The 15,037-nt window shown below is 39.3% G+C and carries 13 protein-coding genes; 7 read left to right on the forward strand and 6 right to left on the reverse strand.

Annotated features, from left to right (window positions below):
* Positions 1 to 219: 219 nt before the first annotated feature.
* Entirely contained in the window at positions 220 to 564 is a 345-nt protein-coding gene (gene rplT, locus J2Y60_RS19270) for a 50S ribosomal protein L20 (RefSeq protein WP_184136617.1), read from the reverse strand.
* Between the two features lie 119 nt (positions 565 to 683).
* Positions 684 to 878, reverse strand: a complete 195-nt coding sequence (rpmI, locus tag J2Y60_RS19275) for a 50S ribosomal protein L35 (RefSeq protein ID WP_109744687.1) — start codon at positions 876 to 878, stop codon at positions 684 to 686.
* Between the two features lie 175 nt (positions 879 to 1,053).
* On the opposite strand from rpmI, the gene J2Y60_RS19280 reads away from it, so the two are divergent.
* The gene (locus tag J2Y60_RS19280; RefSeq protein ID WP_309922695.1) at positions 1,054 to 2,226 is read left to right on the forward strand and encodes a tetratricopeptide repeat protein; all 1,173 of its coding nucleotides are present in this window, start codon (positions 1,054 to 1,056) and stop codon (positions 2,224 to 2,226) included.
* A 168-nt stretch (positions 2,227 to 2,394) separates the two neighbouring features.
* Positions 2,395 to 4,341, forward strand: a complete 1,947-nt coding sequence (gene thrS, locus J2Y60_RS19285; protein ID WP_309922698.1) for a threonine--tRNA ligase — start codon at positions 2,395 to 2,397, stop codon at positions 4,339 to 4,341.
* A 10-nt stretch (positions 4,342 to 4,351) separates the two neighbouring features.
* Here thrS and J2Y60_RS19290 read toward each other — a convergent pair whose 3' ends face one another.
* On the reverse strand, positions 4,352 to 4,495 hold the full coding sequence (locus J2Y60_RS19290) for a hypothetical protein (protein WP_309922702.1): 144 nt from the start codon (positions 4,493 to 4,495) through the stop codon (positions 4,352 to 4,354).
* A gap of 24 nt (positions 4,496 to 4,519) precedes the next feature.
* Between J2Y60_RS19290 and infC the strand changes: the two genes are divergently transcribed.
* The 5 genes from infC to J2Y60_RS19315 all read left to right on the forward strand — a co-directional run bounded on the left by infC (position 4,520) and on the right by J2Y60_RS19315 (position 11,254).
* The gene (gene infC / locus J2Y60_RS19295; RefSeq protein WP_309922705.1) at positions 4,520 to 5,080 is read left to right on the forward strand and encodes a translation initiation factor IF-3; all 561 of its coding nucleotides are present in this window, start codon (positions 4,520 to 4,522) and stop codon (positions 5,078 to 5,080) included.
* A gap of 159 nt (positions 5,081 to 5,239) precedes the next feature.
* Positions 5,240 to 5,611 carry a hypothetical protein gene (locus tag J2Y60_RS19300; protein ID WP_309922708.1) on the forward strand — a complete coding sequence of 124 codons (372 nt, stop codon included), beginning with the start codon at positions 5,240 to 5,242 and terminating at the stop codon, positions 5,609 to 5,611.
* A 166-nt stretch (positions 5,612 to 5,777) separates the two neighbouring features.
* A complete protein-coding gene (locus J2Y60_RS19305; RefSeq protein WP_309922711.1) occupies positions 5,778 to 7,031 on the forward strand; it encodes a TolC family protein in 1,254 nt (417 codons plus the stop codon).
* A 38-nt stretch (positions 7,032 to 7,069) separates the two neighbouring features.
* The gene (locus J2Y60_RS19310) at positions 7,070 to 8,164 is read left to right on the forward strand and encodes an efflux RND transporter periplasmic adaptor subunit (protein WP_309922717.1); all 1,095 of its coding nucleotides are present in this window, start codon (positions 7,070 to 7,072) and stop codon (positions 8,162 to 8,164) included.
* A 12-nt stretch (positions 8,165 to 8,176) separates the two neighbouring features.
* Positions 8,177 to 11,254, forward strand: coding sequence for a CusA/CzcA family heavy metal efflux RND transporter (locus J2Y60_RS19315; protein WP_309922721.1), 3,078 nt, complete (start codon positions 8,177 to 8,179; stop codon positions 11,252 to 11,254).
* 216 nt (positions 11,255 to 11,470) lie between these two features.
* Here J2Y60_RS19315 and J2Y60_RS19320 read toward each other — a convergent pair whose 3' ends face one another.
* The 3 genes from J2Y60_RS19320 to J2Y60_RS19330 all read right to left on the reverse strand — a co-directional run bounded on the left by J2Y60_RS19320 (position 11,471) and on the right by J2Y60_RS19330 (position 14,657).
* Entirely contained in the window at positions 11,471 to 12,367 is an 897-nt protein-coding gene (locus tag J2Y60_RS19320) for a class I SAM-dependent methyltransferase (RefSeq protein ID WP_309922724.1), read from the reverse strand.
* A gap of 253 nt (positions 12,368 to 12,620) precedes the next feature.
* The gene (locus tag J2Y60_RS19325) at positions 12,621 to 14,222 is read right to left on the reverse strand and encodes a hypothetical protein (protein WP_309922727.1); all 1,602 of its coding nucleotides are present in this window, start codon (positions 14,220 to 14,222) and stop codon (positions 12,621 to 12,623) included.
* A gap of 27 nt (positions 14,223 to 14,249) precedes the next feature.
* A complete protein-coding gene (locus tag J2Y60_RS19330; RefSeq protein WP_309922730.1) occupies positions 14,250 to 14,657 on the reverse strand; it encodes an EVE domain-containing protein in 408 nt (135 codons plus the stop codon).
* Between the last annotated feature and the right edge of the window lie 380 nt (positions 14,658 to 15,037).

The following is a 15,037-nucleotide window of genomic DNA, read 5'->3' on the forward strand; positions in this document are numbered from 1 at the left end:
AGTTGATGGCGTCAGCATTTTTCCGAAATTCCACTGTTTGAGCGGAGCGAGTCGGTTCGCCGATGCGATTGGAATTTCTTGACTTTCTTTTGTTACTTTTCTTGTGTCTGACGGGCACGCCTAGTGAAGAAAAGTAAGGTCTTAATAAGAGGAAAAAACGTCTAATATAAAATAGACTATATAAAAAAAAGAGCGATTCAGTGAATCGCTCTAATCTTTCTATTTTACTTTCGCTACTACCGCTTTGAACGCCTCTGGGTGGTTCATTGCTAAGTCAGCTAATACTTTTCTGTTTAACTCGATACCTTGTTTGTTTAATTTACCCATCAAAGCTGAGTAAGATAAACCTTCTTGACGTGCAGCAGCATTGATACGCTGAATCCATAAAGCACGGAAATCTCTTTTCTTAACCTTACGGTCACGGTAAGCATATTGAAGACCTTTTTCAATTTTGTTCTTCGCTACCGTCCAAACGTTTTTACCTCTTCCGTAAAAACCTTTAGCTAATTTGAGCACCTTTTTACGTCTTGCTCTCGACGCTACGTGATTGACGCTACGTGGCATAATCTTGGTTGTTTTTTGAAAAATGGCGGTTAATGATTAACACTTATTGAGCCAATTTTCTGGTTGAACAATAACTAAATTTTAATGTGTTTCAATGGATAATCCTAAAGAAACGAGTATTACATTACTAACATCAACGTTACTCTGTCCATATCAGCTGAACTTACTAATGTATCGTGAACTAAGTTACGCTTACGTTTAGTAGATTTTTTTGTAAGAATGTGGCTATGAAAAGCGTGCTTACGCTTGATTTTGCCTGTTCCTGTAACCTTAAAGCGTTTTTTCGCTCCAGATTTGGTTTTAATTTTTGGCATTTTATTAAACGTTTTAAATGAAAAATATAAATTTTGTAAAATAGGTTGCAAAGATACGAAAAAATATGATAGACAATACCTTGAATTCAAATAAAATGCCTTGTCTGCCTATTTTATTTGAAAGATTTTTGGTTTGAAGGTATCATTTCAGCCCCTAAGTTTGTAATTTTGAGTAATGAAAAAAAATCGGAACATATCTCTCTATCTTCTATTAATAGTGTGTTTGGTAAGTGCCTGTATTTCTGAATCTAAAAAAGGAATAAATATTCCTGCGGTGCCAGAGGTAACAGAAAAAGCACGCAGAGACGCAGCCATCGCTTTCTTGACGGATGCCATTGATGCATCGCCCAATAGTTCAGAAAACTATTACAAACGTTCGTTATTATATTTAGAAAACGACAAAATAACGGAGGCCCTTGAGGACGTCAATACGGCTATCAGTATCAAACCCAACGTCGGTACTTATTTTCAAGCGAAGGCCCTTATATTGCGGGCTTCAAACCAACCAAAACTAGCCCTTGAGGCGGCCTCAAAGGCTGAAGTACTCAATGCCGAGTCGCCAGAGCTGTACACCCTCTTGGGGGATTTGTACCAGCAACTCAATATGTATGACAAAGCCAAGGCATATTTAAGGAAGGCACTTCAAATTTCACCCAACAACGGTGAAACCTATTTTGTGCAAGGCGAAATATCGGCCAAAATGGCGGATACTGCCACAGCCTTGGGCTATTATCAGCAAACGTTGAGCTTAAAACCTAGCTTTTTGCCTGTTTATTTAAAGCTCGCCCAGATTCATACCAACCTCCGCGAGTATGATGTAGCCTTGCTATATGCCAACAAGGGACTGAGTTATCATCCTAAAAACGGCAATCTGTATTTGCAAAAAGGCAATACCTACCAAAAATCATGGAAACTAGATAGCGCTATTTTGTGTTTTAATAGAGCTATCCAATTGGATAGTTCGTTGGTAGAAGCAAGTTTCAACACGGGGCTGATTTATTTCAAGTCGCGGGCGTATCGCTTGGCACTGCCTTTTTTTGAACGCACCTTTAGGCACAATCCGCAATATCCTGAAGCCAAATTCTTTGTGGCACAGTGTTTGGAATATACGGGCAACTTTGAATTGGCTGAGACTTATTATAGCGAACTATTGGCGGCTAATAGCCAGGATTACAGGGCGTTGAATGGCGTATATCGTACTCAACACAAACAAAAATATGGGGCTTATTCAGCGGGTGTAGATGCAAAATTCGATACTGCGTCGTATCAAAACTTTGAAGCTCCTGCCCGAAAAGTGGATACTACTAGCATCCGCCCTTTGAAACCGAAGGGAATTCTGAACAACTAAGCAAACATTACCTTGTATTTTGAATAAAAACAGATACTTTTGCCCCAATATTTTTTAAGATATTACTCAACACAAACAAAACAAGCTTTTTGAGATTCCGTTTTGATAAGAAATGTTATTTGTAGAACATTTTCTTCCAAAACAAGGCTCAAAACAAACAAAATCCTCATGATTAAAATTAAATTACCCGACGGTAATGTCAGAGAGTATGCTCAGGGAACAACTGGGATGGACATTGCCCTCAGCATTTCAGAAGGCCTAGCCAGAAATGTATTAGCGGCTAAAGTAAATGGGAAAGTAGTAGATGCTTCTCTGCCAATCAATGATGACTGCGACTTCCAGTTGCTAACATGGAATGATACTGACGGTAAAGCTACTTTCTGGCACTCTTCAGCCCACTTATTAGCGGAGGCAATCGAGGCATTGCACCCTGGAACAAAATTTGGTATCGGACCAGCCATCGAAACGGGCTTTTATTACGATATCGATATGGGGGATAAAACCCTTAGTGCAGACGAGTTTAAGAAGATTGAGGAAAAAATGTTGGAACTGGCTCGCCAGAAAAACCAATACCAACGTTCGGAGGTTTCGAAGGCGGATGCTATTCAATATTTTACAGAAAAAGGCGACGAATATAAACTTGAACTATTAGAAGGTTTAGAAGACGGTTCTATTACGTTCTATCAGCAAGGAAACTTTACAGATTTGTGCCGTGGGCCACATATACCCAACACTGGTTTTATCAAAGCAGTAAAGCTAATGTCTGTGGCTGGGGCTTATTGGCGTGGAGATACTTCTCGCAAGCAAATGACGCGTGTGTATGCCGTTACTTTCCCAAAACAAAAGGAGTTAGACGAATACCTAACTTTGTTGGAGGAAGCCAAACGCCGTGACCACCGTAAATTAGGAAAAGAATTAGAATTGTTTGCTTTCTCTGAGAAAGTAGGCATGGGCTTACCGTTGTGGTTGCCAAAAGGCACCATGTTGCGTGAACGCCTTGAGAATTTCTTACGTAGAGCGCAGGTGCGTGCAGGATATTCTCCTGTGATTACCCCACACATTGGCTCAAAGCAATTGTACGTAACGTCTGGTCACTATGCGAAATATGGTGCAGATTCGTTCCAACCAATCCATACGCCAGATGAGGATGAGGAGTTCTTGTTGAAACCTATGAACTGTCCGCACCACTGCGAAATTTATAAGACTAAGCCTCGTAGTTACAGAGACTTACCTTTGCGTTTGGCAGAATTCGGAACGGTATATCGCTACGAGCAATCGGGTGAATTGCACGGATTGACACGTGTACGTGGCTTTACACAGGATGATGCCCATATTTTCTGTCGCCCCGACCAAGTGGAGGACGAATTTATGAAAGTAATTGATTTGGTATTGTATGTGTTCAAGGCCTTAGGCTTTGATAATTACTCTGCTCAAATCTCCCTACGTGACCCTGAGAATAAAGAGAAATACATCGGTAAAGACGAAGATTGGGACAAAGCCGAAGCAGCCATCATCAAGTCGGCGGCAGCTAAAGGTTTACCAACCGTTGTGGAACTAGGCGAAGCGGCATTTTATGGCCCTAAGCTAGATTTCATGGTGAGAGATGCCTTGGGACGTAAATGGCAGTTAGGAACTATTCAAGTAGATTACCAGTTGCCACAGCGTTTTGAATTAGAATACACAGGTTCAGACAACCAAAAACACCGCCCAGTGATGATTCACCGTGCGCCATTTGGTTCGTTAGAACGTTTTGTGGCTATCCTGATTGAAAACACCGCAGGTAATTTCCCACTTTGGTTATCGCCAGAACAATTGGCAGTATTGCCGATTTCAGAGAAATACGAAGACTACGCCAACGAGATTTTCTTGCGTTTACAAGAAAGTGACTTACGTGGATACATCGACCACAGAGACGAAAAAATTGGTCGTAAAATTCGTGATGCAGAAGTAAACAAGCTGCCATTTATGCTGATTGTGGGTGAAAAAGAATCCGAACAAGGGATGGTTTCAGTCCGCAAAAAAGGCGAAGGCGACTTGGGAATGATGCCAATCGACCAGTTTATTAGCATAATGCAGACAGAAATAAATAAAAATGTTGTACGATTTAAAGAATAATAACTAAAAATTAAACTTGCATATTTTTATTTTTTGAATTAGCTTTCGGAAGATTCGCAATTAAAGCGTTAATTTGTAACCTTTTATGCGGATTTTCCGTTAAATTAGCACTAGCAGTTAATTTTTGAGTTCTCAAACCTGCTTTTGATATCATTTTAAAACAAATAATTTAGATAATATGGCGTTACGCCCGAATAACAATTTTAGAAATAATCGTAGAGAAGAAGAGCCTTATAGAATAAACGGTCTCATCAAAGGAGTACAAAATGTACGTTTAGTTGGTGAAAACGTTGAGCAAGGCATTATGGACATCAAGCAGGCCATGGCCATCGCTGTTCAACAAGGGCTTGATTTGGTAGAAATCTCTCCAAAAGCCGATCCTCCAGTTTGTCGTGTTACCGATTACGCCAAGTTCAAATACGAACAAAAGAAAAAACAAAAAGAAATTAAAGCAAACGCTGCTAAGACAGTATTAAAAGAGATTCGTTTCTCGCCTAATACCGATGACCACGACTTTAATTTTAAATTAAAGCATGCTATTAACTTCTTGAAAGAAGGTGCTAAAGTGAAAGCTTATGTACACTTCGTCGGACGTTCTATTGTATTCAAAGAAAGAGGCGAAATCTTGTTACTAAACTTTGCAAAAGGTTTAGAAGAAGTAGGCAAAGCAGACGAACTACCACGTTTGGAAGGAAAAAGAATGTCAATTATGTTTTCTCCGAAAGAAAAGAAAAAATAATATTGAAGCAATTGAGCGATTTAGTGAATGGTGATTTAGTGATTAATAGTTTTTATGGTCAATAAATAGCTTCATTAGGAAGAAATTACACATTTTAATGCTGTAATTCAATTTTGGTCTCTTATTTGCTCTACTTAATTGTAGCATTGCTTACATCTTGTGAAATTCAGATTAATCAAATATCTAATTCCCTTTATTTTCCTAACTTTAGGAATAAAGGGAATTTTGTGTGCTGAGGGGTACAAACAAATTGACAATTCAAAAGTCACCAAATTCAAAATCCCTACTAGAAGTACACATTCAGATTCGCCTGATGTCGTAGATGATTTTGTAGCGACCAGTCATATTAATTCTGAAGAATCAGATGATTCGGAAGATGACGACTATTATGCGTTGTGGTTTCCAAGAACTAGCAAAGATGACCACCACGTTTATATCAACCATAGCAGTGTAAGCTATGTCTACACCAGCAAAATAACTTTCAGTTACCTCCAGAAAATTTACCTCAAAATCAGGATACTCCGCCTTTGATTTATCCCATTACTTCTGTATAAAGTTCAATAATCAGCATACAAACAGCAAACAAAACGCTTGTATAAAATGTTGGTATTGATACCTTTGTGTCAAGAAATGTTCCTATTTCTTGTCCCACATCATATTGCTTAATTATTTAATTCTCATAATAAACTTCAATAAAATGAAACGTTTATGCTTATTCCTGCTGTGTTTGGTGTATTATAACTCCTTTTCACAGGATTCTTTAAGACTCACCTTAGCAGATGCAGAAGCCATTTTTCTAAAAAACAACGCCCTGCTGTTAGCCCAAAAGTTTAATATTGAGGCCTCAAAAGCTCAAATTATTCAAGCCAAACTTTGGGACAACCCAACCTTTTCGGGAGAACAGCAACTATATAATCAACAAACCAAAGTGCCTGTTCCGCTAGGAAGCCAAGGACAAAGGGCTTTCCAGATTCAACAACTGTTTTTACTAGCAGGCAAACGTAATAAACAAATTGAGTTGGCAAAAATTAATGCCGAAGCAAGCGAATACAATTATTACGATTTGCTGAGGACGTTGGCCGTTGACCTCCGCACAAACTTTTATGACATCTTCTTTATCGCAAAGTCTGTGGCGATGTATGACGAAGAGATGCTGACCTTCCAGAAATTAGTAGGTGCTTACGACGAACAATATGCCAAAGGCAATATTCCTTTAAAGGAGGTAATCAGGCTAAAAGCATTTTTATTGACCCTGAAAAAAGAGCAAAACGAGTTGCGTCAGCAACTTATTGAGAAACAGGCTATCTTAAGAACATTGCTCAATACGCGTGACGCCGCTTTTATATCACCTATCATCAACGAGAAAACGCTGGATAGCTTGGGTATCAATAATTTAAAGCTAGACCAACTGACAGCCACGGCTTTTGAGAATCGCTATGATTTAAAAATGCAGGACGCTTCGATGAGATACGAAAAAGAAAACCTGCTTTTACAAAAGGCCTTGGCTACGCCCGACCTTAGACTAGGGTATTCTTATGACCGCAACGGTAGCTATATTCCAAATTATCACGCCCTGACTTTACAAATAGATTTACCCGTGTTTAATAAAAACCAAGGGAACATCAAAAGCTCGGAGTCGAGAATAGAGGCAGCCAGAAAGACTTTTGAACAAGGACAAACTAGCCTACAAAACGACGTGCTGCGTGCGTATTTGAAAGTGCAAGAGAACAACCGTTTGGAACAGAGTATCGACAGCAAATTCATTAGTAGTTTCGATACGCTGATTGAGGGAGTAGTAGCGAGCTATCAGAAAAGGAATATTTCGTTGATTGAATTTGTGGATTTTGTAGAATCTTACAAAAATTCAGTTGTTGAACTTAACTCTTTAAAAAGTGATAGGATGCGTTCGGTAGAAGAACTCAATTTTGTTGTCGGGAAAAAAGTACTTTAGAAACCACTATTTTTTGCTAAAAAAAATTCAAGAAGAAAATGAAAACTAATAACATTATTGCAGGCTTAATGATAGTTGCCACGTGCATGGCTTGCCAATCAAAGAAAGAAGAAGCAAACAAGGAAAGCTCTGAGGAATTTGAGCTATCAGACAAAGTTCGTAAGGAATTAGTCTTGGCTCCTGCGGTGCTTGAAAATATATCAAGTGAATTACAATTGACGGGTAAACTAGCGCCCTTTGAAGAAAAACAAGTAAAGGTATCGCCTTTGGTAGATGGTGTCATCGAAAAAATATCTGTTACCCTCGGCGACTACGTGAAGAAAGGGCAAACAATGGCGATTATCCATAGTTCGGAAGTAGCTGATGTGGAAAACCAGATTGTTGGGGCAAAATCAGATTTCTTGACGGCACAAAAGAACCTACAGGTGCAACAAGACTTGTATAAGTCGGGATTGGCTTCGGAAAAAGACATCATCATTGCTCAAAATGATTTGTTGAAAGCCGAAGGAACACTAAGAAGAGCCAACGAGATTTCGGGTATTTATGGTGTAAAGAACTCGTTCTATACCGTAAAAGCGCCTATTGATGGTTATATCGTGGATGTAAACAGAAACATTTCTGAAAAAATGGCGTATCGCGAAGGCGACATCGGCCCGTTCTTTTCAGTAGCCGACCTTTCGACAGTACAGGTAATTGCCAACGTGTATGAATCGGACGTTGCGAAAATCAAGGACGGATACAAGGCGTCAATCAGACTGGTAGCGTATCCTGACAGAGTATTTGAAGGAAAAGTAGATAAAATCAATAACGTACTAGACCCACAAACTAGGACGATGCAAGTACGCATCAATCTGGCGAACCCACAGAAATTGTTGAAGCCAGAAATGTTTGCGAAAGTAACCATTAGTTATGCCGATAATCAGAAAATAGTATCGATTCCGTCTGAATCAATCATTTTTGACAAAGACAGAAATTTTGTAATTGTTTATAAAAACTCAAAAGAGGTAGAAGCACGTAGGGTACAAGTAGCCAAAGTATTAGGCAACAAGACTTTTGTATTCAACGGATTGAAAGAAGGAGAAAGAGTAATTATAAAAAATCAATTAATGATCTATAACGCCTTAAATAACTAAGGATACGATACCATGAAAACATTATTGGCTTTATCGCTTAAATTCAAATTTGCCGTGTTTTTTTTCACGGCTGTCATTGTGGTTGGGGGTATTTTTAGTTTTTTGAATACACCCATTGATGCCTTTCCTGATGTTACCAATACCCAAGTAACGATTATTACGCAATGGCCGGGACGAAGTGCGGAAGAAATAGAAAAGTTTGTGACTGCCCCGCTTGAGATTTCGATGAATGGAGTACAGAAAAAAACCACAGTAAGGTCTACTACCCTCTTTGGTTTATCAGTGGTTGTGGTGATGTTTGATGATGGTGTAGATAACAATTTTGCCCGTATTCAAATCAACAACGCCTTACAGGGACTAAGTTTGCCCGATGACGTTGAACCAGAAATTCAACCACCTTATGGCCCAACGGGTGAGATTTTCAGGTACACCCTTGATTCAAAGTCGCTGAGTGCCAGAAAATTAAAGGAAATTCAAGATTGGGTAGTTGATAGAAATTTAAGGTCTGTACCTGGTGTGGCGGATATTGTGAGCTTTGGAGGTGAGGTAAAAACGTATGAAATCAGCGTAAACCCAAACCTTTTACAGGCGTATAACATCACACCGTTGGATGTATTTCAAGCGGTACAAAAAAGTAATATCAACGTTGGAGGGGATGTAATTACGAAAAATAATCAGGCTTATGTAGTGCGTGGGATAGGTTTGTTAGCCAACATCTCAGACATTGAAAATATCTTGGTTGAAAACATCGACGGTGTACCTGTATATGTAAAAACAGTGGCTACCGTCAGCGAATCGGCTTTACCGAAACTTGGGCAAGTAGGCAGAGGCAACAACAACGATGCCGTTGAGGGTATCGTGGTGATGCGTAAAGGCGAAGACCCTTCGGCTGTAATCAAGAGCTTGAACGATAAAGTAGAAGAATTGAATACCAAAATTCTTCCTGTTGATGTTAATATCAAGACGTTTTATAACCGCCAAACCTTGTTGGATTTTTGTATCGAAACGGTTTCGCATAACCTCTTAGAAGGTATTGTGTTGGTTACCTTGATGGTATTGATATTCTTAGCCGACTGGCGTGCGTCTTTGATTGTGGCGATGATTATTCCGCTGGCGTTGCTTTTTGCTTTTACCTGTTTGAAGTTGATGGGCATGTCGGTAAACTTGCTATCATTAGGGGCTGTCGATTTCGGGATTATCATTGATGGTACGGTGGTCGTCGTTGAAGGATTGATTGTAGTACTTTCCCACAAAGCACACGAAGTGGGCATGGAGCGTTTTAATAAACTAGCCAAGCTTTCTTTGATAAAACGCACAGGTACTTCTATGGGTAAGGCCATCTTTACCTCTAAAGTAATCATCTTGGTAGCTCTTTTGCCAATTTTCGCTTTTCAGAAAGTAGAAGGTAAAATGTTTACTCCTTTGGCTTGGACGCTAGGGGCGGCCTTGTTGGGAGCATTGATATTTACATTGACCCTTGTGCCAGTGATGGTGAGTATTTTGATGGATAAGAACGTCAAAGAAAAATCAAATTTCTTTGTAGATGGCGTCTTGAAATATTCGATGATGTTGTTCAATTATTGCTTCTCGCACAAAAGAGGTACGTTTATCACTACTGCGATCATCACTGTTGTTGGGTTATGGACATTGACCATACATGGTACAGAATTCCTTCCGCAACTCAACGAAGGTTCTATTTACGTAAGGGCGACGATGCCTCGGAGTATTAGTTTGAACGAGTCGGTGCGATATGCTAATGATATGCGAAAAGTATTTGAAAGTTTTCCAGAGGTGCGTCAGGTAATGTCGCAAGCTGGGCGACCGAACGATGGTACTGACCCTACGGGTTTTTATAACGTAGAATTTCACGTTGATATCTATCCTCAAAAAGAATGGAAGAGCCATCTGACGAAAGCACAGTTGATTGAGCAAATGCAAAAGAAACTGGATGTATTTCAAGGGGTAAGTCTTGGTTTCTCGCAACCGATTATGGATAACGTTGAGGAGGCCGTATCGGGGGTGAAAGGTTCAATTGCGGTGAAAATTTACGGACAAGACTTTGAGTTTCTGGAGAAACAAGCGGAGAAAGTAAATGATGTATTGAAGAAGATTAAAGGTATTGAAGATTTGGGTATCATCAAAAACTTAGGACAGCCAGAGCTACGCATTGAGCTTGACCAACAAAAAATGGACTTATACGGCGTACAGGCGGCAGATGCTGAAGCCGTAGTGTCAATGGCGATTGGTGGGCAAACGGCTAGTCAGTTGTTTGAAGGAGAACGTAAGTTTGATATTCGTATCCGTTTCCAATCAGAATACCGTAAGTCGGAAGCCGAAATTGGAGATTTGATGGTTCCGACGATGAACGGCACGAAAATTCCTATCAAGGAAATCGCCGTGATTCGTACCTTGACAGGACCAAGTTTGATTTTCAGAGAAGACACCAAGCGTTTTATTGCAGTGAAATTCTCGGTACGTGGTCGTGATATGGGTAGTACCATTGAAGAAGCCCAAACAGAGGTAAACAAAGTAATTCATGCATTGCCGAAGGGTTATGAGATGAAATGGAAGGGTGATTTTGAAAACCAACAAAGAGCATCTAAACGTTTGGCACAAGTAGTGCCGATTTCGATGATTACTATTTTCTTTATCCTTTACCTGATGTTCGGAAGTTTGAAAGATGCTGGGTTGGTATTTACCAATGTGCCTTTTGCCATTATTGGGGGTTCGTTGGCATTACTAGTGACGGGGACAAACTTTAGTATTTCGGCAGGTATTGGTTTTATTGCTTTGTTCGGGATTTGTATTCAGAATGGGGTAATTATGATTGAAGTATTCAAAGATAACCTGCATCGAAAGCTATCCTTGCATGAGTCTATTTTGCAGGGAGTTCAATCAAGGGTACGTCCTGTAATGATGACCGCCTTGATGGGTATTTTCGGGATGTTGCCAGCGGCAGTTTCGTCAGGCATTGGTTCGGAATCACAAAAACCATTGGCAATTGTTGTAATCGGAGGGTTGGTTGGTGCAACAGTACTGACATTGTTCATTTTCCCACTGTTTTACGAAAGAGTCTATCGTAATAAATAACAGGGCTTGTATAATCATTGGTGGTTAGTTGTTTGTACAAAATTATTTTTTCATAAATTATTGTTTTTTCTGCAAATTAAATTTTGAAAAACGATAATAATGTAACTACTTTTGTACCAAACAATTAACCACTAATAATTTATACATACCCATGAAAAAAGTGTACTATTTCGTGCTTTTTTTAGTATTCCTAAAAGCTATTGAAGTGTTGGCTCATTAAACACTCGCAAATCTGTAAAATACTCCAAGAGGTAGTTTCTTTTTGAAGTCATCTAGTAAATAAAGCTCTCCGAACTCATGATTTTGAGTTTGGCTGAAAGAACATTTTACTAAATTTTCAACGATTAGCGAAGAGAAGCCCATTGAGTACATATTCAAGATTAAGAAATAATTTTCTTTGTCTAGGATTTGTGCTACCGTTTTGAGTAATTCATTTATTTGCTCTTCCAGAATCCATTTTTCACCATCGGGGCCACGGCCATACGCTGGAGGGTCTAGTATTATGCCTTGGTAAACGTTGCCACGCTTGGCTTCGCGTTTTACGAACTTCAAAGCGTCTTCTACTACCCAACGAATATTTTCAAGATTGCTCGCTTCCATGTTCTCTCTCGACCATGAAATTACTTGCTTGATAGAATCAACATGGGTAATATCCGCACCTGCCTGTTTGGCAGCAATTGATGCCCCGCCTGTATAAGCGAACAAGTTTAGTACTTTAGGGGTCTTGACAGGAAGTTTTTTTACTTTATCAACGATAAATTCCCAATTAGACGCTTGTTCTGGAAAAATCCCGACGTGTTTGAAGGACGAAAGGGCTAATTTAAAATTCAAATCCAAGGCATTGGTTTTGTAAGGCATAAACCAACGTTCTTCTACGCCTTTTTTTACAATCCACTCTCCTTTTTCCTGTGAACCCTTATCTTTTTTAAAAGTGGCGTGGGCACTCCTCTCCCATTCTGAATCCGGCATAGACTTATCCCAAGCGGCTTGTGGCTCTGGTCGACGCAGGATATACTTCCCAAATTTCTCTAATTTCTCGAAACCACCAGTATCAATCAGTTGATATTCTTTCCAGTTTTGGGGCGTTTCAAGTTTTATAATCTCTTGTTGCATAAATTGTGCTGTCTATGGAATCTATATTGATTTTGTCATCAACAAAAAAAGCGGTATCCCAAATAAGAATGTCGCTAGATATTATTTTGTAAAACCTCATCCCCCAGCCCCTTCTCCTTCAGAGAAGGGGAGCAGACCTTAGTGCTTAAAGCTCCCCTCTCTGAAGGAGAGGGGTTGGGGGTGAGGTTAATAATGTCTAGCGGACTCTTATTTTGAAATACCGCTGCAAGTTAATCAAAAGCCTTTATTTGAACTAAAATGAAATCTTATTCATATAAAATACATTTCTTCGTCCGCCTTCGCTATCATTCGTAATACGCTGATAACCAGAAGCAATGAAGTAATTTTTATACCAATAGTCGATAGCATCAGAAGTTGTTTGTTTTACCTTATCTCCTTCTATTTGCGTACCTATTTTCGAGCTTTGCGTATCTTCAAGAATGGTATCACCTTTGATGATTTTAGTGAAAATTTGCCCTTTATTGCTGTACGAAAGCGTAATTTCGTCTCCTTTTATCGAAGCTTTTACTTTCTCGCTCAGTTTTTGTTCTTTCACATCTTTCATTTCGATGCTGTTATCCCATAGCAAATTGCCTTTTTCATCAAATGCCGCTACGATAGCATGGGTATAAATCCAGCCATCAAACGTCTGCTGATTGCCGTAGTATCTGTTTCCCCATCCCCACGGACTATAATACGAGCTAAAAGGTGAATACAAACCATAATAGCCATAGCCCCAACGGTAAGGGTTATAAAACGAACTATAAGGACTACCGATGCCATTATACATTCCGAAAGGATTGTAATTGTTATAACGGTAATCTGCATAAAACGCCTCCGCTACCATAATGTATTTATCGTCCTGCTTGATGATGTCATGTACTAACAAACGATAGTCTAACCGTAAATCTTCTCCTTTATTTTTCTTATCCTGAATCTTTTTCTCTTGCTTTTCCTTTTGGCGTTCGCCCATGAAATTAAAGAAGTTTTTAAATTCGGTAAAGCTATGGAATTTCAAATCGGTGATTTCATTGTCAGTCAACTTTGAGAAATAAATACCCTGTGAAGTAGGCCCACGCGACGACCCTATCGAGCTTTTATGCCCATACGTTCCGAACATTACCTCTGTTGAATCAGAGAGAAGGTTTAGCTTGCCGTTCATCATGGCAAATTCGTTATCTGGGTTCATCACCACTTGCGAGATTTGCTTGCCATCTTCATCAAACGATTTTACGACCAACTGGTAATTTTTTCCACGCGTACCCACTGCGTACGTTACATTGACGATAGCCGTGCTAGTGTCCAATTCCATCGATTGTATCTCTGCCTGACTTTTCAAGGCACTTGGTAATACCTTTGTTTTGCGTTCGTCCAGATTAGTAAATAAAATGACAGGTTGATTATTGACCATCCCTGCGATAAAAACTGAAGAGTTGATAGCTTGAAAATCAGACACTTCCATTCTATCTACAGACATTATCTGATACTTTTCGATAAAGCCTGGTCCTATGTTTACTTTTATGACCTCGTACACATTACTTCTATAGCGGCTAAAAAGTAAGTACAGGCTTTTGCCGTCATAGCTATGCTTTACATAATCTAAGTTTCCATCAATTGTTCCATTGATAGACCATACCTGATCTAGGTTGGTATCGAACCTAGAAAGCACAAAATTAGTTTTATTCACCTGAGATAGTACCAAAACCCCTTGTTCGTTGATGGGAATGGTAAAAAGCTCAGAATTGTTTGATGGTAGCGGAATTTCAACTCTTTTTAAGCTCTGAGCCTGTGCGAATTGAATAGTGGTAATCATCAATACAAAAAAAGCAATACTTTTAAAAAAGACGGTTTTCATATTTTTAAATTAATTAATTGAGCTTGTTTACTCATGAGCAAGTCCAAGAATAATATCAAATTCCTCGGGCTTAATATGTGTAACTGAAAGCCTTGATTGTTTGATTAGTGATAAATCCTTGAGTCGTTCATCAGATTTCATTTGTTTTAATGTAACTGTTTTAGGCAGTTTTTCAACAGGGACAAGGTCAACTACCACCCAGTTTTTATCTTCGGTCGTAGGGTCTTGATAAGCTTCTTTTACTACTTTGGCAATACCCACTACTTCCATTCCTTCATTTGAATGATAGAAAAGCACGAGGTCGTTTACTTGCATCGCTCTTAAATTATTGCGTGCTTGAAAATTTCGGACGCCATCCCACATCCCTGTGCCTTGTTTAACGAAATCATCCCAAGAATATTTGAAAGGTTCTGATTTTACGAGCCAATAATTCATAATTGTATGGTATTTTTTTTGTTTTTTGTATTGATTGAAATTGTGGTATAAACCCCTTCATTCCTAGCGAGGGACTTAAGTCCCTCGCTAGGAATGAGCTAGGTTACTAAGTGCTTGTTTTGTTCTCTTTAACCCCGTGTTCTGTGTGCCACAGACCATGGGTTAGAAAAAATCATTTTCTATTAGCGGGTGACTTAAGTCCTATCGATTACCCACAAGTACATAAGTAATTGATAATCAATGTGAATTAACCTCACCCCCAACCCCTCTCCTTCAGAGAGGGGAGCTTTAAGCTACAAAGTCTGCTCCCCTTCTCTGAAGGAGAAGGGGCTGGGGGATGAGGTTTGAAAGGCGATTTAAACCAATTTTATCAATAATCA

Source organism: Arcicella sp. BE140 (genome assembly GCF_031456255.1).
GTDB classification, from domain to species: domain Bacteria; phylum Bacteroidota; class Bacteroidia; order Cytophagales; family Spirosomataceae; genus Arcicella; species Arcicella aquatica.